Origin of the sequence: Haloarcula sp. CBA1129, assembly GCF_008729015.1 — an archaeon.
In the GTDB taxonomy this organism is placed as follows: domain Archaea; phylum Halobacteriota; class Halobacteria; order Halobacteriales; family Haloarculaceae; genus Haloarcula.
The window spans coordinates 1,317,533-1,334,736 of sequence record NZ_RKSM01000001.1 but is presented as its reverse complement, the minus strand read 5'-3'; the positions used below and the strand labels follow the sequence as shown (position 1 = coordinate 1,334,736).

Below are 17,204 nucleotides of genomic sequence, written 5' to 3'. Positions count from 1 at the left end.
GCTACTCGCTGGACAATTGGATCCCGCGAGCGACGACATACAACAGGACGATTCCGGCCCCAACCGCGAGGATGAAATCGCCAACAAGGGCAAGTAGCGCACCCAGAACGGAGCTCTCCGATCCGAAGAAGACGATGGTGTAGGGAACGAGGCTCCCGGCGACGAACACGCCGATGAGCTTCGCAAGCGGAACGATTTCGGAGAGAAGCAGGGCTGTGTTCAGTTCTCCTGTAGCGGGATCGACAAACGGGCGGGTAGAGGGCATGCAACCTCGTGTCACGAGACTGGGACAAGTAATTCCCGGTATCCGTCCAGCGGTTCGGACACGGGTCCTCCCAGCACAGAGATGGCCGTCGCTGTCAGTGAGAACCGGCGAAAAGACAATACTTACGTGAAAGCCCATCCGGCCTTCGGGTATGTCAGAGACAGTGCTGCTCGTGGGTGGCGGCGGCCGGGAACACGCGATTGCGCGCTCGCTCACGGACTCGCCGGGAGAGCTATACGCCTGTGCTAGCAACCGGAACCCGGGTATCGTCGCCCTCGCCGACGGCTTCGAGGCACTCGATACGACCAACCCGAAGGCCGTGACGACCTACGCCCGGGAGGTCGACGCGACGCTGGCCGTTATCGGCCCCGAGGCAGCACTCGCCGCGGGGGTCGCCGACGCGCTGGACGACGCTGGCGTCTACACCTTCGGGCCACAGGAGCAGGAGGCCCGCATCGAGACCGACAAGGCGTTCCAGCGGCGGTTCATGCGGGAACACGACATCCCCGGCTGCCCGGACTTCGAGACGTTCGAAGACATGGACGCCGCCTGCGAGTACATCGACGAGTACGACGGCGACCTCGCGGTCAAACCCGCCGGCCTCACCGGCGGCAAGGGCGTCCGGGTCATCGGCGACCAGTGTACCGCCGAGGAGGCCAAGGAGTACCTCCGGAACGCCGACTACGGCCGCGTCGTCCTCGAAGAGCGTCTCGTCGGCGAGGAGTTCACTGTTCAGGCGTTCGTTGCTAACGGTCAGTTGCGCGTCACGCCAGCGGTGCAGGACCACAAGCGCGCCTACGAGGGCGATGAGGGGCCAAACACCGGTGGGATGGGGAGTTACTCCGATTCTAGCCTCCACCTGCCGTTCATGGACGAGGACGACTACATGGACGCTGTCGACGTGCTCCGGGCTACCGTGGAGGCCCTCGACGGCTACAAGGGCGTTCTCTACGGCCAGTTCATGCTCACAGAGACCGGGCCACGCGTCGTGGAGTTCAATGCCCGCTTTGGCGACCCCGAGGCGATGAACACGCTCCCGGTACTCAACACGGACTTCCTCGACGTGTTGACCGCCGCCCGCGACGAGGAACCCCTGCCACAGCTCTCCTTCCGGCCGATGGCGACTGTCTGCAAGTACGCCGTCCCGGACGGCTACCCGACCGACCCCGATGCCGGGGCAAAGGTGACCATCGACGACGACGTTATCGCTGAAGTCGTCAACGACCACCGCGCCCAGTCCAACGAGGACGCGGAGACAGCCCCCGAGGCCCTGCTGTTCTACGCCAGCGTCGACGACCGCGAGGACGGCATCTACACGACCACGTCGCGGTCCTACGCCGTTGTCGGACTGGCAGCGACGGTTAGCGACGCGGAGGCCATCGCCGAGGAGGCGCTCCAGCGGGCCGGTACGGAGGGCCTTCGGGTCCGCCACGACATCGGCAAAGCCGACCTCGTCCAGCAACGTATCGATCACATGAACGACATCCGCGGTGGCGCGGACTGAGCGCGTGGTGGCAGCACCAACTGTCGCACAGCATCACAGCGGGCGGTGAGCATCCGTGGCACTGACTACTGTCGACGTACGATCGTCGCTAAACGTTCTCGGCGCAATCTTGCAGTGGCTGGCCGTTCCGCTGGTGATTCCCACCGCTGTCGCCGTCATTTATGCCGAGTCGCCGTTTCCGTACTTGGCCACAATCGCAGTGACGCTCGGCATCGGCACGGCACTCGCTCGCCTCCCGCGCGACCGCATCCACGACCGCGAGGCGTTCCTGACGGTCTCGCTGGCGTGGCTGGCTATCGCCGTCGTCGGCGCGATACCGCTGTACATCGAGGGGACGGGCGTGTTCGCCAGCCCGGTCAACGCCCTGTTCGAGGGGATGAGCGGCATCACCACCACGGGCGCGACCGTCATCCGGGACTTCGACGCGCACTCGCAGGCGCTCCTGATGTGGCGGCAGGTCCTCCAGTGGCTCGGCGGCCTCGGCGTCCTTCTGCTCGCGACGGCCGTGCTCTCGCGGCTCTCGGTCGCTGGCGCACAGCTGATGGAGACCGAGTCGCGGACGGATGACGTCACGAAGCTCACCCCCGGTATCGAGCAGACGGCGCGCATCCTCGGGCTGCTGTATCTGGGACTGACCGCGGGGGCGGCGCTGATTCTCGCCGGACTCGGTGCCAGCGGCCTCGCACCGGAGATGACGCTTTTCGATGCGATTGCACACGCGTTCACCGCCATCGCCACCGCCGGATTCTCCCCACGAGCCGAGAGCATCGGCGCGTTCTCCCCGGCCGTCCAGTGGGCCGTCACACTGTTCATGATCGTCGGCGCGACGAACTTCGTCCTGCTGTACGCGCTCGTCCGTGGTGACACTGGCCGACTGCGAGATAGCGAGGAGTTCCGATTCTATCTGGGGATTCTCGGCGTCGGCTCTTTGCTTGTCACCAGCCTGCTCGTGGTCGACCCGGGGTACACCGGCAGCGTAGGAGAGACCGTCCGCCACGCTGTCTTTCAGGTCGCGGCTATCGTCACGACGACGGGCTATGCTTCGACGGACTTCAACACTTGGTCGGCCGGGGCGAAGAACGTCCTGTTCGTCATGATGTTCATCGGTGGGATGGCCGGCAGCACCACCTGTTCTATCAAGACACTTCGCTGGCTCGTCGTCACCAAGTCGTTCTGGCGGGACCTGAACGTCTCGGCCCACCCACAGAGCGTCCGCCCAGTCCGGCTCAGCAATGAGGCTATCAGTGAGACGACCGTCCGGGACGTGTACGCCTACACGCTCATCGCGATGGTGTTCTTTATCATCGGGACCGTCCTGCTCGTCGCTGACGGGGAGCGAGCGGGCGTCCCGATAACCGAGTTCGAGGGGATCAGCGCCGCCGCCTCGATGTTCTTCAACATCGGCCCGGCCTTCGGTCAGGCCGGCCCCTACGGGACCTACGAGGGCTTTGCCCGGTCGAGCAAAGTGCTGATGATACTGTTGATGTGGGTCGGCCGCATCGAAATCGTGCCCGTGTTAGTGCTTCTGACGCCGACGTTCTGGACGCGGTGACGGCCCACCGAACGGCGGCCGCCGTCGATGCCTGTCCCCGCGACCGCTGCCGGAGCCGACGGGTTTGATTACCGCGGCCCCGTAGACGACGGACGTGAGTGGTCCACGACACGACCGACTGAGCCAGCACCCGACGCCCGGCCCGCACAACTCGCTGTTCCCGTGGCCGGACGCTAAACATCCGCTCCGAGTGATGGTCAACTACGTCGTCATCCTCGTCTGTCGTATCTCGCCGAGCCTTCGGCTGAAGAACTGGCTTCTCTCTCGGCTCGGTGTCACCGTCGGCGACGGCGTCGCTTGGGGGCTCGAATCGACGCCGGACGTGTTCTGGCCGGAACTCATCACCGTCGAAGACCACGCTATCATCGGCTACGACGCGACGCTGCTGTGTCACGAGTTCCTGCAGGAGGAGTTCCGAACCGGCGAGGTCGTCGTCGGGGAACGGGCGATGATCGGCGCGGGCGCGATTGTCCTCCCCGGCGTCGAAATCGGGCCGGGCGCACAGGTCGCCGCGAACTCGCTTGTGACTACTGATGTGCCGCCAGAAACGACCGTCGCCGGCGTCCCGGCCGAACCGCTCAGCGAGGACGACGCAGCGACTGAAGAACCGTGACTCCGCCTAGCTCCGGATACGGACGATACCCGTATTGAACACGCGCTTGTTCGGGATGATGTACTCCTCGCCGTCGCTTTCGATACGCGTGACGAGGATATCCACCTCCTGAACGATGCCGCTCTGGTCGCCGATGACGATTTCGTCGCCGATGCTGTATGGCTCTGTCAGTAGCAGGTAGAGACCGGCCGCACCGGCCTGCAGGATGTCTTTCAGCGCCAGCCCGCAGACGAACACGAGCCCGAACGCGTACGCCCCGAGGAGAATGAGTAGGGCGAGCGTCTCGACGCCCAGTTGCCCGAGCGCGATAAGCACCGCCAGATAGAAAATGCTGTACTTGACGAGTTCGGGGAGGACCGTCGCCTCGGGCATCTTGACGCTGCGCAGTCGCTCGGAGACGAGGAGTTTGGCCTTATCACCCGCGATGAGGCCGATGATGACGGCGAATAGGGCGATAAACAGGTCGGGCAGGAACGATGTAAAGCGAGCCCAGTACAGCTCCGGATCGGTCAGCTGTGCGATGTTGAGGACGGCGGTGACCGTCGTGATGTAGATGAACAGCGCCGCTAGGTTCGAGACGATACCGACAGTCGATGTGCCAAGCCCCCTCGCTGTCCGCTCGAAGGGCGTGCCTTCTACCGCTTCGGGCACACCGAGTTCGCGCATGAACCGTCGGGACGAGCGCCAGACAAGATAGCCGAGCACGATGCCCACAGCCAGTACTACGAGCGAAAAGACGAACGTACCCTGTGGTGAGAACACCTGCCGAATGATCGTCGCCCAGTCGAAACCAAGCTGCATCCTCAGTACTCCTCGGGATCGATTTCGAGGACCAACTCCCCGCCTTTGAACGCCCGTACGAGCCCGTCGCTCTCCGAGAGCACGATAGCCGTCGCCATGGTGTCACGGGTGACCGCGCCGGCCGCCATGTGCCGTGCCCCGAGCCCCTTGGGGATGTCCACCCCCTCAGCGGAGGGTTCGAGGTACCGATAGGCGGAGACGATCTTACCAGCGTCGGAGATGACGAACGCGCCATCGAGCCGCGAGAACTCCTTGAGCATCACGTTGACGATGGGGTCGCCGACGTGGACGTGGGACTTTTCAAAGGGGTTGTACGATAGCGGCCGGGACTTGTTCATCACCTTGCCGGCGTCGCCAACGACGAACAGGGCACCGACGGGCTTGCCCTTCTGGCCTTTCTTCCCCAGTTCGATGGCGACCTCGAAGACATCACGGACGACGCTCGCGTCCGCTCTGGAGTTGACGAACATGTCGTACACGCCGGAGGGTGAGAAGTCGTTGGTCTGGACCCGAACGACCGTGTTCTCGGCTCCGTCAAGCACCTCTGTTACACAGAGCACCTCGTCGCCCTCGTCGACGATGCCCTGCTCTAACGCGCCTTCGATCCCGAAGCGAAGACGCCCTTCGAGGTCGGTGAAATCGATCGGTAGCTCGACGAACGGCTCCGCATCGAGAGTGTTCTCCGGGCCGACGACGACGATCTCCTCGTCGACGTCGTCGAACTCCTCGAAGAACGACGCGTTCGGGGAAAACAGGAACACGGCGTCGACGTCTGCGACCAGGTCTCCGAGCAGGTCGCGCAACTCGTTCATTATCAGAACGACGCTGTCTGTCGAAAAAAAGGTTGCGGGCAGTCAGCCATGCGTCCGACGCCGGACCCCGCGTCAGATATCCTTCGAAGGCACTTCGAGCAGACGGTCGAACGCGCCGCTTTCTCCGTGGCAGTGACAATACGTACCGACGGTGTTGTATTCCGTGAGTCCGTCGTGCTCGCCGTCGATCCCGTCGCCGCGGACCATATCGAAGGCGAACGATGCGTCACCGGCGACATCGGCGGCAGAGTAGTGAAACTCGTGCCCGCGCCGGTGTTCCCCGGATGCGGCTGCGACGGTGTCTGACTGCGCCTCTAGCTCTACGTGGTCGAGTGCCTGATACCGGTCTTGCATCTCGATATCTGCGGGGAGGACCCCAGCCATCTCGTAGGTGTCGCCATCAGTCGTCGTCAGCGACTCCGCCAGCGCCATCAGGCCACCACACTCGCCGTAGACTGGGACGCCGTCGGCGGCACGGTCCGCTATCTCGTCGAGCGTCCCGCCGGTTTCGAGGGCCTCGCCGTGGAGTTCCGGGTAGCCGCCGGGGAGATAGATCGCGTCGGCGTCGGGAACTGGGTCACCGGCGACGGGCGAGAACGCTTCGACGGTCGCCTCGGATTGGAGCCGTTCGAGCACCGAGGGGTAGATGAAACAGAACGCGCTATCCTGTGCGACGGCGACCCGGCGGTCGGTCGCCGCGCTGCCGCTGTCTGTCTTCGCTGGGGCGACTTCCGGTGGTGCCCGTGCCACGTCGACCAGCCGCTCGACGTCGATGGTCTCCGCCGCCGTCGACAGCGCATCCCGGTCGAGCCCCGCTTCTGCGCCCATCTGGAGCCCGAGATGGCGGTCTGGAATCTCCAGCTCTGACATCGGCGGAATCCGACCGAAGTAGGTGAGGTCCTCGGGAAGTGCGTTCTTGATGCCGTCGGCGTGCCGGCCACCATGGGCGCGCTGTGCGAGGATGCCGGCCACATCAATGTCCACGCCAACGCGGTCGGCGTACTGTGCAAATCCAAGCGCCGTCGCGGCGACGCTCTCCATGCCGGCCTTTGCATCAACGACCAGAACGACCGGGAGGTCTAGTCCCTCGGCAACCGCTGCCGTCGATGTCTTGCTCCCGTCGTAGAGGCCCATCACACCCTCCACAACGCAGATGTCGCCCTCGCCGCGCCAGTAGGTCCGGGACATTCCGTCCTCGCCCGCGAGCCAAGGGTCGAGTGTTCGCGAGGGCGTGTCGACAAGCGCCTCGTGATGGCTCGGGTCGATGAAGTCCGGACCGGCTTTGGCCGGCTGTGGCTGGTAGCCGGCGTCTTCGAGCGCTGTCAGTGTCGCCAGCGTGGCAACGGTCTTGCCGACGCCGGAGCTCGTCCCGGCGAGGACGAGCCCCTCCATCGTCACGGCCCCTCCTCGCCTGTTGCTGTGGGCGTGTCGCCGATCAGATCGTCGTAGATGGTCGCGAAGCGGTCCCGCACCTCCGCCATCGGGATGCCGGCGCGGTCGGCGAGCGCGAGCGAGCCGCCCATGCCGACCCCCTCTTTGGCCTCGCCGGCGACGAACCGCTCCATCGCGACGTGGTCGCTCCGGTCGAAGCCGGGGTCCGTCACCGTCAGGTCGAGGTCGAGTCGGTCAGCCGACGCCCGTACGTCGGCGCTCTCGTCGTCGGCCACGTAGCTCGTCGTCGCGAGTCCGAGCGGTCCCTCGTACCCGCCGTGGCGGACCAGCGCAGCGACGGCGATGCACTGGCTCCCGCCGGCCAGCGTCACTGCGGTATCGCTCTCGACGGCTCCTGCGGTCAGGCCAGCGAGCGTTGCCAGAACGGGGTCTCCCATCCGGCGGACCGCCCGCTTCGGTTCGTTTGCGGCGTCGCCCGGGTCCAGCGAACTGGCCTGCAGCCCCTCAGCGACCAGTTTCTCCTTCTGTTCTGTGGGGTTCTCCGGAAGGGACGAGGAGACCATTCCCGTCTCGCCCAGCGCACGAAGGACGCCCAGCGCTGTCGTCGTCCCGCCGGGAATGGTCTCACCCAGATAGAGCTCGTCGGCCGGGAGCGCCTGACCGAGCTGTCGGGCGGCCGTGAACGCCCCGTGGGCCGTCGGCACTGGGTCCTGCTCCGCGATGTCCTTTCCCGGGCGTGCCCCGACAGAGACTGTTGGAGCCCCCGTTTTCTCGGCCAATCCGCCGTCGACAACTGTGATGTCAAATCCCAGTACGTCTCGGACGGCCCGTGTCACCAGCGCCGGCGTCGGACAGCCGCTCGGACTGACCGGTGTCACGTCCGTCCGAACTGGCGTGCCGTAAGTCACTAACTCCGCGTCTGCTGCGGGCGTTACCGACATTAGTTCGGGATCGGCGCCGGCGGCGCTGATTCCCGCCCGATCTGCGGTTTCCGTGGTTCCTGCGACGAGTGCGAAGCGCGTGCCGCCACCGGGTTGAGTCATTGTAGTTGTATTACGACAAGTAAACTTTAATGCCTTGGTGCTGGGGCGGCGTATGATTTATGCCGTACGCCCGCGGTTGCCCGAACATGGACGATTTTGACGAACTCCTCTCGTCGTTGACGCCGCGCGAGGACAACGAGGCGATCGCTTCCTACCAGAACACGACTGCTGTGGCCTGTCCGTCCTGTGAAGAACCGTTCGACGATATGGTCGTCTGCAAGCAGGAGTTCACTTCCCTGAATCTCGATTTCGAGATGGATCTCTGTACGACTATCAACGACGGGAACGTCGTGCTGTTCACCCACAAGTAACTGCGTCACAAACGCGCTCTCGTTGCTTTTCCGCCAATACCCTACGCCAGTAGGGTAGACGTCGGCAATAGCATTCCACAACAATATCGAATGTGATAATATCGGCAACGGTTTTTTATACATCTACACCCTTCTTTCTCGATAGGCACCTTACTGGTGCCGCACCACCCCCACCCCCCACCCCCCACCCCCACATTCCTTACTTTCCACTTCCTGTGAGGTGTCGGCTTCCGACTCGGCAGTTCTCGCTACCTGATAGCCCGCAGCCAAGTCTACGGGGTGTGATAGGTCTGGGGCAGCGCAACTGTCCGATCCGACGTGCCAGTGTGACACCCTGAAACCGACTGCATCCGCTCACACCGAACCGCAGGAAAATGGAAGGGGCGGGAGTCGAACCACGCGGAGCCCTTTGCGGGGTAACCACCAACCGATTCTGGCATGTTGGTCGGTAGCGCTCTACCACTGAGCCACCCTTCCAAGCTACCCTCAATACGTTCCTGACAACCAAGTAAGTGATGATTCCGGGTGTTTCCGAATTTACGCACCACCATGCGAGCGCGGTCTGGCTGCCCGTTTGTCCGTAATTCTGAGTGGCGACGTTCCGGATTGGAACTGTGTCCCCCTTTACAGTCGCTTCCTTTCGGATCCGCAATAACTTATTTCGGGCTGGCCGGCGACAGAAGTGCACGTGAGCTACACGAAAGTCGACTATACCGATGTGGAACCGGTCGCGGATGCGATGCACTTCCTCAGGGACCCGTTAGACTGTGAGCAGGTCGGCGTCACTATACTCGATTGTGAGGCCGGCTGGACCGGCAAACCGCACGACCACGCCGACGAGGGTCACGAGGAAGTCTACGTCCTTGTTGAGGGGACAGCCACCGTCGAGGTTGACGGTGAAGACGTCGCCCTCACTGCGGGCGACGCGATCAGACTGCCGCCGGAGGCTGAGCGAACGATTCACAACGGCGATACAGAGAGCACGTTCGTGCTCGTCGGCGCACCCTGACACTCGCAGAAATCGTTCCGGCAGCCGGAGGGCAGGTCGTCAGTACGACCGGACCTTCGGCTCGTAGGTCTCCTCGTCGCCTTCGAGGATGACGGGCTTGTAGTACAGTTCCGGCTGCCCCTCGTTCCAAGCCAGCATCGTGTGCTTGATCCACTCGTCGTCCTTGCGTTCCTGATGCTCCGCGCGCCAGTGTGCACCGCGGAACTCCTCGCGTGCGAGCGCGCCGAGCGTGATAGCCTCGGCCACGTCGAGGATGTTGCGGGTCTCGATGGTGTGGATGAGGTCCGTGTTGTACGTCCGGGATGGGTCTTCGACGGCGACGTTCTCGTACTCCTTGCGTGCCGTCCGGAGGTCTCGAAGGGCCTGCTTCAGGCCGTCCTCTTTTCGGAACACGTTGACGTTCTCGGTCATCGTCTCTTGAACGTCCGCGCGGACTTCAGCGTGGTTGATGCCGTCGGATTCGATGAGGTTCTCGACGCGCTGGCGTTCCTGCTCGACAGTGCTTTCGAGGACCGCCTTTGGCTCGATGGCCGCTCCGTCGGCAGCGACGTCGTCGCTGCTGGCGTCGATTGCGCCGGGATCGACCGGCGGTTCGACGTCACCGGGCTCGCTCTTGGCGGAGGGGCCGGTCTGGATTTCGGCGGTCTTCATGTCCTTGCCGGCGGCGTGGTGGCCGGCGCGAGCGCCGAACACGAGTAGTTCCGGCAGGGCGTTGCCGCCGAGCCGGTTCGCGCCGTGCAGCGAGACACACGCGGTCTCACCGGCCGCGTAGAGGCCGTCGATACACGTCTCGCCGTTCTCGTCGCACTCGACGCCACCCATGGCGTAGTGCTGGCCGGGTTTGACCGGCATCGGCTCGTCGAGGCCGTCGACGCCCTCGAAGTCCTCCGCGAGGTGGAGGATGTTCTCGAGCCGGTCGAGGATGCGCTCCTCGCCGAGGTGGCGCATATCGAGGTCGACGTACTCGTCCTCGACGCCACGACCCTCGTTGACTTCCGTCAGTTCGGCACGAGCGACCACGTCACGGGAGGCCAGTTCCCCCTCGTTGTTGGCGTAGCCGTGCTCGAACATGAACCGCTCCTCGTCGTCGTTGTAGAGGATGCCGCCCTCGCCGCGGACCCCCTCGGAGATGAGGACGCCCGTCGACGGCAGCGTCGTCGGGTGGAACTGGATCATCTCCATGTCCTCCATCGGGACGCCGGCGCGGTAGGCCATCGCACAGCCGTCGCCGGTGTTGGCGACGGCGTTCGTGGTGTGGTCGAAGGCCTGCCCCAGCCCACCAGTTGCGAGAATCACGCCGTTGTTCGCCCGGAAGCCCTGAATCTCGCCGGACTTGATATCGTAGGCGACACAGCCGTGACAGACGCGGTCCTCGGGGTCGTCGTGGTCGGTGACCGCAAGCTGGGTCACGTACCACTCGTCGTACACTTCGATACCGCGCTTGACCGCCTGCTCGTACATCGTATGCAGCAGGTGGTGGCCGGTCTCGGCGCCCGCGTACGTCGTCCGCGGATAGGAGAGACCGCCGAACGGGCGCTGGGAGACGCGGCCGTCGTCCTCACGTGAGAAGGGCATGCCCCAGTGTTCGAGCTGGATGACCTCTTCCGGGGCGTCCTTGGCGAAGGTGTCGATGGCAGGGGCGTCGCCGAGGTAGTCAGACCCTTTCATCGTGTCGTACGCGTGGAGGTCCCAGGAGTCGCCTTCCTGCAGTGCGGCGTTGATTCCCCCCTCCGCAGCACCTGTGTGGCTCCGAACTGGATGGAGCTTGGTCACGAGGGCAACGTCCGCTCCCTCTTCGTCCGCTGCAATAGCCGCCCTGAGGCCAGCGCCACCCGCGCCGACCACGATGACATCGTGTTCGTACATTGTGAGAGTGTCTCTTGGCGTAGTTTCGGCTTAGGATTAGCCAAACTTAAGCCTCCCTGTTGCGTTACCGAGTGCTACGCCACTAGTGGGTTGCATCCCGTTTTGTAGGCGTGATATACTGTCAGCAAAAGCGTATTTTTGACCTATCCGATGGAACTATGTCACGCGCTGTGAATACTTAGGAACCAACTACTGATACCAGACCCGACAGATGGTAGCACTACGGGTACCGACCCGTCTCGACCCTAATGCCAGACCAGTATCTCACGTCAACTGACGACTTCGAAGCGGTGTTAGCCGAGGCACCCTCGGTACTGACGGTTACTGATGGAGAGTTGATGATACGGTTTGTGAGCCCAGCGATCGAGCGCGTGCTGGGATACGACGCGGACTCGCTTGTCGGCACGAGCTGGCTGGACCTCGTCCATCCGGAGGACACGGAGCGCGTCCTCGCCACACTCACAGGTGAACGGGAAGATGACGGGACTGAGTACCGGTTCCGGAACGTCGATGGCGACTGGGTCTGGCTCGAAACCATCGTCGCAGCGGACACTGAGACGGACCGAAATTGTCGGGTGTTCACGTCCCGCGATGTCAGCGACCGACCGCGCTTCGAGGCCCAGTTTCACCAGTTCGTCACGCACACCTCCGACGTCCTCACTGTGTTCGACGGGCAAGGCAACGTCGAGTACATTAGTCCGTCCGTGGAACGCGTTCTCGGCTACGAGCAAGACGAGATGCAGAACTCGGATCTTTTCGAATATGTCCATCCAGACGACCTCTCGAACGCACTCGATGAGTTCGGTCGGATGATAGACGAGCCGGGCTACGTCGCCGTCATCGAACACCGATACCGACACGCCGATGGTAACTGGATCTGGGCGGAATCCCGTGGAAAGCAGGTCGCGAGCGGCCCGCTGGAAGACCATGTCGTCGTGACGACCCGCGATATTTCCGAGCGCAAACAGCGCGAACAGGAACTCAGGCGACAGAACCAGCGCCTCGAACGGTTTTCGGACGCGATTAGTCACGACCTTCGGAACCCACTGGACGTACTCGATGGCTCGCTCGAACTCGCGCGTGAGACGGGCGAAGAAGCCCACTTCGAGCGCGCCGAGCGGAGCATCGACCGGATGTACACGCTCATCGACGACTTGCTCGTGCTCGCCAAGCAGGGTGTCGACCCGGCGGAGATCGAGACAGTCGATCTCAACGCCCTTTCACAGCGGGCTTGGTCGATGGTCGACACTCGGGACGCGACGCTGGAAACCGACACCGACGACAGCATCAAAGCTGACGAGGGTGCAATGCTGGAACTACTGGAGAACCTCTTTCGGAACGCTATCGAACACGGTGGCGACGACGTGACCGTCACTGTCGGAACAGAATCGTGGGGGTTCTACGTCACGGACGACGGGACCGGCTTCCCCGACGGCACCGCGGACCTGTTCGAACCCGGCTACTCGACGGCCGATGAGGGCACCGGGTTCGGGCTCTGCATCGTCGAACAGATCGTCGACGCACACAACTGGGAGGTCATCGCGACCAACAGCGAAAGCGGCGGTGCACGCTTCGAGTTCATCTGTTGCGATACTTGAGCCACGGTTCTGTGGTCGCTGGCTACGCCCATTGGAGAGGCCGGCGCTCACTGTAGCGACCGGCGTGAATCACGGCCAGCGTGGCTATTCGACTCGAATCACAGCCGCTACTGCTATCGGACTCCGAACGCGAACGGAAAACTAGCCAGTCGAATCGCGCTACCAGAACTTGAGGTTGTTCTTGACCGCTTCCCGCTTGAGTTCTTGGATGTGCTCAGTCAGCGGGATGTCTTTCGGACACACTTCGGTACAGGAGAACTGGGTCTGGCAGCGCCAGACACCGTGTTCCTGCTCGATGATGCGTAGTCGCTCCTGCTTGCGGTCCTCGCCCTCGCGGTTGTCCATCGCGAACCGGTAGGCCTTGTTGATGGCCGCGGGGCCGAGGTACTCGTTGTCGCCGGCGGCGATGTTACACGAGGACATGCACGCGCCACACCAGATACACCGCGTGGACATCTTGACCTTCTCGCGGTTCTCCCGTGTCTGGCGCTGCTCTTCGAGCTTATCGTCCGGGGTCTCGTCGGCGTCGAAGTACGGCTCGACGGCCTCCATCTGGTCGTAGAAGTGCTCCATGTCGACGACGAGGTCCTTCACGACCTCCTGATGGGGCAGCGGCTCGATACGGACCGGGTCCTCAAGCTCGGATATCTGCGTCTTGCAGCCCAGACGCTGTCGCCCGTTGACAAACAGTGCATCGGACCCGCAGACGGCCTGCCGGCAGGAGTGTCGGAAGGTCAGCGAGGAGTCGTAGTGGTCCCGTGCGTAGATGAGCGCGTCGAGGATGGTCATCCCCTTGTGGAACGGGACGCGGAAGTCGTCGAAGCGTGGTTCCTGCTTCCCCTCGACTTCGGGGTCGTAGCGGAACACTTTCAGCGTGATCGTGTCCTCGTCGTCGAGGGTCTCCTCCTCGACTTCCCGCTGGGCCTGCTCCTGTGCCTGTCGTTCGTCTCGCTGTTCGCGCCGACGCTCGCCCGGGGACTGGACCTCGGGTTCTGTCTCCTCGTCGGCTTCCGTCTCGGTTTCCTGTTGTTCGATTTGCGTACTCATAGTTCAGACGAGGGTCGTCATGGCCAGCGACACGCGGGTCCCCTGCACGACGAGCAGGAGGCCAGCGATGCCGAGCATGTATTTGACTGCGTTTTTCTGGGACCCGGTGAGTCCCTGATTGACCAGCGCGTTGTACACACCGTTGACGCCGTGGAACGTTGCGGTCACGAGGAACAGCCACATCGTCGCGAAGTAGCTGACCTGACTCATCCGGGCCTGCGTGCCTAGGAACGTGATATCCGAGGCATGGTTCACGAAGTGCAACAGCATGAAGTGGAACGCGAGCACGCCGATGAGGAACACCGCTGTCAGCCGCTGGAACAGCCAGCGACGCCCGCCGCGGTCAAAGGAGGAGTAGTGCTGTGCCATCAGGCTAGTTTCCCCCCGAGGAACGTCGGCACGCTTGCGATGACGATTGCGCCGGTCAGCAGGAGCGACGCGTAGAAGCTCTTGTCCTGCGATTCCAGCCCCACGCCGAGATCAACCATCAGCAGCCGAATCCCGTTGAGGATGTGGAAGACGGCGACGGCCAGCAGACCGACTTCGAGAAACCGGACGATCAGCAGCGATTCGAGACCACTGAGCGTGCTGGTGTAGAGGTCGCTGCCTGCCTGTGCGCTCGCCGGATCGACGCCGACCGAAGTGCTCAGCACCGCGATGTGGGTGAACAGGTAGCCCACGAGAACCCAGCCGGTGAACTTGTGGAAGATCCAGGCCCACATCCCGGCCGTGAACTCCCGCCACCGTCCGAAGTCCTCGACGGTGCCGCGATTGTAAGACTGACTCATACACTGGGGGGTTAGTCCGGGGACAGATAGTAGTTTCTACAACGGACGCGTATCGCCGGAATCCCGCCCGAAGACGTTCGTCAATTGACTACTCCACCGTTACCAATCGTCGTCGTTCGTCCGACGGTTCCACTCGATAGCCCGCTGTGTCCGGTCGTCGAGTCGGACTAGGTGACACAGCGGATTACCGGGGTACACCAGTGGGTTCTCGAGGATGCCGACCAAGAGGCCGGTAAACGGCGCACGCATCAGCGTGTTCTCCGTCTTGAACGGGTTCGTGATCGTACAGATTACGTCGTCTTCGTACACCAGATCGCCGCGGTCGTAGTGCATATCCACTAAACCGCCCGAGTCTGCACGGATCCAAGTCTTCTCGCCGGTATCGTCGATGACTGTCCGCCAGCCCGGCCACCGGACAGTGTCGGAGTCCCGGAGGCCGAACTCCGCAAGCACCGACCGCACACTCTCTAAGGCCGAGTCGATGAGCGGCCGCTGGAACCGATGCGCTTCGCCCATCTCTATCGTGACTGTCGGGACGCCCGAATCGCTCAACTCCCGACGGAGCGACCCCGATGGGCCTTCAGAGGAAATAATGACGTTCGACGAGAAGGCATTCGCGACCCGCGCAACCGCAGGGTCGTCCATGTCCGCCCGGACGTGAAGCATGTTCGTCCGACCACGCGTGGACGTGTGAAAATCGAGGCCCACGTCACACGGGGCGAGGAAGTTCCGGAAAATCTCGTGGGCCATTCGCTTCGCGCTCGTCGATTCGGGGTCGCCGGGGAACGAGCGGTTCAGGTCCCGGTCGTAAATCGGCAGGTATCGCTCCTGTGCCAGAAACGCCGGGACGTTCAGCACTGGCAGACAGACTAGCGTGCCTGCAAGCCCCTCGTGGTCCCACTCGTGGGCGACCTCCCGGACGACCTCGATGCCGTTGAGTTCGTCGCCGTGGGCCGCCGCGGTGAGAAACACTGTCGGTCCGGGTCGTTCCCCGTTGACGATGGTAACCGGCATCCGGACAGCGTCACCGAGATACGTCTCGCTGACCGTGTAGCGAACGTTGCGGGTCTCACCCGGCGCAACGATCCCCCCGTCGTAGGTGAACGGCTCGGCTTCGTCCATGCCATCACAACGAGAGGCGGCGGCTAAAACCCCTCCGGCGAGACGGTTGTGGGGTCGGGTCGTACCGCGTTCCCCATCCGTACATCTATATCATGGCCGACAGAAGGCGAGGGCATGAGCGACCAGGATATCACAGTTGGCGTTCTCAGTCTCCACTCAAGCAAGGAGTCGAAGGCCATCCTGAACGCGGTCGACGAGATGGGCTATGACACGGAGTGGCTTCGGACCGAAAACACCGCGATTGGCGTCACCGACGGCGACATGACGCTCGAACCAAGCGTCGACGTGGTCGCGAACCGGCTACTACTTTCCAGCGACGAACACCCGGCGGAGGGGATCGGGCTGGGGATGACTATCAGTCGGCTCGCGCCAATGTTGAACGAGCCGATGGCGGCGACGACGGCCCTGCATAAATTCGCAAGCGCCGCAGCGTTGGCCGACGCCGGCGTTCCTGTTCCGGACGCGTTGCTTGCGCTGTCCAGCGACCTGCTGAACGAGGAACGGGACCGGTTCGGTGATCGCGCGGTGTACAAGACTGCTATCGGCACACATGGTGGGGGGACGTGGATGGTTGATCTGGAAAATCAGGTCAACGCACAGGTCGGCGGCCGCTATGCCTTCTTACAGGAGTACATGGAACACGACGAGCAGCGCCACCACGACCTCCGCGTGTACGTCGTCGGCGACCAGATCGTCGGCGCGATGAACCGCTACGCGCCCGAGGGCGAGTGGCGGACGAACGTCGCGCTCGGCGGCGAAGTCGAGGACATGACCGGGACGCTCCCCGAGCGGGTCAGGGAAATCGCGCTCAATTCGGTCGAGGCCATCGGGCTGGACTACGCTGGCGTCGATATCGTCCAGAGCGACGACGGCTACTACGTGCTCGAAGTGAACCCAACTGCCGGGTTCCGCGGGCTGTTCAAGGCCAGCGGCGTCAGCCCCGCCCCCTATATCGCCCAGCTCGCCATCGAGCGGGCCGGCGGGAGTGTCGACGACGAAACTGTCGAACGGCTCTCAGACCGACTTGACGACTCCAAGCCCGCATGTACGCCGAAGAAGCCACAGCCGAAAGCACAGGAGAACGTCGTCGTGGGCTACATCGAGGAGGTCGTCGTCACCGGAACGCAGGGGACCAAGTCCGTCCTCGCGAAGTCCGACACCGGCGCGACCCGGACCAGCATCGACGCTAAACTCGCCGCGGAAATCGGAACGGGGCCGATTCTCGACATCGTGAAGATCAAATCCGGGAGCCTCAAGTCCGGCCGCTCGCGTCCGGTCGTCGACCTCGTCGTCGGCGTCGGCGGGACCCAACACACCGTCACCGCAAGCGTCGAAGACCGCGGGCATATGGACTATCCGCTGTTGCTGGGACGGGATATTCTCAAACACTATCAGGTCGATGTGAACCGCCGGGCAGACGACGAATCAGAAGTGGACACCGAAGAAGAAGAACAGAGCGAAGAGTAGCGACTCCCCGGTAC

At 63.3% G+C, this 17,204-nt stretch carries 17 protein-coding genes and 1 tRNA gene; 7 read left to right on the top strand and 11 right to left on the bottom strand.

All coding sequences use genetic code 11. The annotated features are described in order from the left end of the window. Position 1: 1 nt before the first annotated feature. Positions 2-265, bottom strand: a complete 264-nt coding sequence (locus Har1129_RS06600; RefSeq protein ID WP_151099938.1) for a hypothetical protein — start codon at positions 263-265, stop codon at positions 2-4. A gap of 151 nt (positions 266-416) precedes the next feature. On the opposite strand from Har1129_RS06600, the gene purD reads away from it, so the two are divergent. The 3 genes from purD (at position 417) to Har1129_RS06585 (ending at position 3,934) form a co-directional block, all read left to right on the top strand. Continuing rightward, the gene (gene purD / locus Har1129_RS06595) at positions 417-1,769 is read left to right on the top strand and encodes a phosphoribosylamine--glycine ligase (RefSeq protein WP_151099937.1); all 1,353 of its coding nucleotides are present in this window, start codon (positions 417-419) and stop codon (positions 1,767-1,769) included. A gap of 55 nt (positions 1,770-1,824) precedes the next feature. Continuing rightward, positions 1,825-3,321: a TrkH family potassium uptake protein gene (locus tag Har1129_RS06590; protein WP_151099936.1), complete on the top strand. Its 1,497-nt coding sequence runs from the start codon at positions 1,825-1,827 to the stop codon at positions 3,319-3,321. 94 nt (positions 3,322-3,415) lie between these two features. After that, positions 3,416-3,934, top strand: coding sequence for a DapH/DapD/GlmU-related protein (locus tag Har1129_RS06585; protein WP_151099935.1), 519 nt, complete (start codon positions 3,416-3,418; stop codon positions 3,932-3,934). A gap of 6 nt (positions 3,935-3,940) precedes the next feature. Here Har1129_RS06585 and Har1129_RS06580 read toward each other — a convergent pair whose 3' ends face one another. From Har1129_RS06580 to Har1129_RS06565, 4 genes are all read right to left on the bottom strand, one after another. Beyond that, on the bottom strand, positions 3,941-4,735 hold the full coding sequence (locus Har1129_RS06580) for a mechanosensitive ion channel domain-containing protein (protein ID WP_151099934.1): 795 nt from the start codon (positions 4,733-4,735) through the stop codon (positions 3,941-3,943). 2 nt (positions 4,736-4,737) lie between these two features. Beyond that, positions 4,738-5,547, bottom strand: coding sequence for a diadenylate cyclase DacZ (dacZ, locus tag Har1129_RS06575; protein ID WP_151099933.1), 810 nt, complete (start codon positions 5,545-5,547; stop codon positions 4,738-4,740). A 72-nt stretch (positions 5,548-5,619) separates the two neighbouring features. Further along, positions 5,620-6,939 carry a cobyrinic acid a,c-diamide synthase gene (locus Har1129_RS06570; protein WP_151099932.1) on the bottom strand — a complete coding sequence of 440 codons (1,320 nt, stop codon included), beginning with the start codon at positions 6,937-6,939 and terminating at the stop codon, positions 5,620-5,622. 2 nt (positions 6,940-6,941) lie between these two features. Continuing rightward, positions 6,942-7,982, bottom strand: coding sequence for a nicotinate-nucleotide--dimethylbenzimidazole phosphoribosyltransferase (locus Har1129_RS06565; RefSeq protein ID WP_151099931.1), 1,041 nt, complete (start codon positions 7,980-7,982; stop codon positions 6,942-6,944). An 86-nt stretch (positions 7,983-8,068) separates the two neighbouring features. Here Har1129_RS06565 and Har1129_RS06560 point away from each other — a divergent pair, with 86 nt between their 5' ends. Beyond that, positions 8,069-8,293, top strand: a complete 225-nt coding sequence (locus Har1129_RS06560) for a hypothetical protein (RefSeq protein WP_004592515.1) — start codon at positions 8,069-8,071, stop codon at positions 8,291-8,293. Positions 8,294-8,668: 375 nt separating this feature from the next. Here Har1129_RS06560 and Har1129_RS06555 read toward each other — a convergent pair. Next, positions 8,669-8,770, bottom strand: a tRNA-OTHER gene (locus Har1129_RS06555). A gap of 211 nt (positions 8,771-8,981) precedes the next feature. Here Har1129_RS06555 and Har1129_RS06550 point away from each other — a divergent pair. Continuing rightward, entirely contained in the window at positions 8,982-9,302 is a 321-nt protein-coding gene (locus Har1129_RS06550) for a cupin domain-containing protein (protein ID WP_191906133.1), read from the top strand. Between the two features lie 39 nt (positions 9,303-9,341). Here the strand turns inward: Har1129_RS06550 and Har1129_RS06545 are convergent, their stop codons facing one another. After that, positions 9,342-11,168 (bottom strand): FAD-binding protein, encoded by a 1,827-nt coding sequence (locus tag Har1129_RS06545; RefSeq protein WP_151099929.1) that lies wholly within the window; start codon positions 11,166-11,168, stop codon positions 9,342-9,344. A 248-nt stretch (positions 11,169-11,416) separates the two neighbouring features. Between Har1129_RS06545 and Har1129_RS06540 the strand changes: the two genes are divergently transcribed. After that, positions 11,417-12,766: a PAS domain S-box protein gene (locus tag Har1129_RS06540; RefSeq protein WP_151099928.1), complete on the top strand. Its 1,350-nt coding sequence runs from the start codon at positions 11,417-11,419 to the stop codon at positions 12,764-12,766. 159 nt (positions 12,767-12,925) lie between these two features. Here the strand turns inward: Har1129_RS06540 and Har1129_RS06535 are convergent, their stop codons facing one another. From Har1129_RS06535 to Har1129_RS06520, 4 genes are all read right to left on the bottom strand, one after another. Then, positions 12,926-13,813, bottom strand: coding sequence for a succinate dehydrogenase/fumarate reductase iron-sulfur subunit (locus tag Har1129_RS06535; RefSeq protein ID WP_151099927.1), 888 nt, complete (start codon positions 13,811-13,813; stop codon positions 12,926-12,928). Between the two features lie 3 nt (positions 13,814-13,816). Continuing rightward, positions 13,817-14,182, bottom strand: coding sequence for a succinate dehydrogenase hydrophobic membrane anchor subunit (locus Har1129_RS06530; protein WP_004592521.1), 366 nt, complete (start codon positions 14,180-14,182; stop codon positions 13,817-13,819). Continuing rightward, positions 14,182-14,601 carry a succinate dehydrogenase, cytochrome b556 subunit gene (gene sdhC, locus Har1129_RS06525; protein ID WP_004592522.1) on the bottom strand — a complete coding sequence of 140 codons (420 nt, stop codon included), beginning with the start codon at positions 14,599-14,601 and terminating at the stop codon, positions 14,182-14,184. Before sdhC ends, Har1129_RS06530 begins: the two co-directional genes overlap by 1 nt. A gap of 99 nt (positions 14,602-14,700) precedes the next feature. Next, positions 14,701-15,723, bottom strand: coding sequence for a succinylglutamate desuccinylase/aspartoacylase family protein (locus tag Har1129_RS06520; protein ID WP_151099926.1), 1,023 nt, complete (start codon positions 15,721-15,723; stop codon positions 14,701-14,703). A gap of 114 nt (positions 15,724-15,837) precedes the next feature. On the opposite strand from Har1129_RS06520, the gene Har1129_RS06515 reads away from it, so the two are divergent. Continuing rightward, complete coding sequence (locus Har1129_RS06515; protein ID WP_151099925.1) at positions 15,838-17,190, top strand: RimK family alpha-L-glutamate ligase; 1,353 nt, start codon at positions 15,838-15,840, stop codon at positions 17,188-17,190. Positions 17,191-17,204 lie beyond the last annotated feature (14 nt).

Coding starts and splice junctions, on each gene's coding strand:
- Har1129_RS06600 (WP_151099938.1), bottom strand. CDS start 265: ATGCCCTCTACCCGCCCGTTTGTCGATCCCGCTACAGGAGAACTGAAC.
- Har1129_RS06520 (WP_151099926.1), bottom strand. CDS start 15,723: ATGGACGAAGCCGAGCCGTTCACCTACGACGGGGGGATCGTTGCGCCG.
- Har1129_RS06565 (WP_151099931.1), bottom strand. CDS start 7,982: ATGACTCAACCCGGTGGCGGCACGCGCTTCGCACTCGTCGCAGGAACC.
- Har1129_RS06515 (WP_151099925.1), top strand. CDS start 15,838: ATGAGCGACCAGGATATCACAGTTGGCGTTCTCAGTCTCCACTCAAGC.
- Har1129_RS06535 (WP_151099927.1), bottom strand. CDS start 13,813: ATGAGTACGCAAATCGAACAACAGGAAACCGAGACGGAAGCCGACGAG.
- Har1129_RS06540 (WP_151099928.1), top strand. CDS start 11,417: ATGCCAGACCAGTATCTCACGTCAACTGACGACTTCGAAGCGGTGTTA.
- purD (WP_151099937.1), top strand. CDS start 417: ATGTCAGAGACAGTGCTGCTCGTGGGTGGCGGCGGCCGGGAACACGCG.
- Har1129_RS06560 (WP_004592515.1), top strand. CDS start 8,069: ATGGACGATTTTGACGAACTCCTCTCGTCGTTGACGCCGCGCGAGGAC.
- Har1129_RS06545 (WP_151099929.1), bottom strand. CDS start 11,168: ATGTACGAACACGATGTCATCGTGGTCGGCGCGGGTGGCGCTGGCCTC.
- Har1129_RS06570 (WP_151099932.1), bottom strand. CDS start 6,939: ATGGAGGGGCTCGTCCTCGCCGGGACGAGCTCCGGCGTCGGCAAGACC.
- sdhC (WP_004592522.1), bottom strand. CDS start 14,601: ATGAGTCAGTCTTACAATCGCGGCACCGTCGAGGACTTCGGACGGTGG.
- Har1129_RS06580 (WP_151099934.1), bottom strand. CDS start 4,735: ATGCAGCTTGGTTTCGACTGGGCGACGATCATTCGGCAGGTGTTCTCA.
- Har1129_RS06530 (WP_004592521.1), bottom strand. CDS start 14,182: ATGGCACAGCACTACTCCTCCTTTGACCGCGGCGGGCGTCGCTGGCTG.
- dacZ (WP_151099933.1), bottom strand. CDS start 5,547: ATGAACGAGTTGCGCGACCTGCTCGGAGACCTGGTCGCAGACGTCGAC.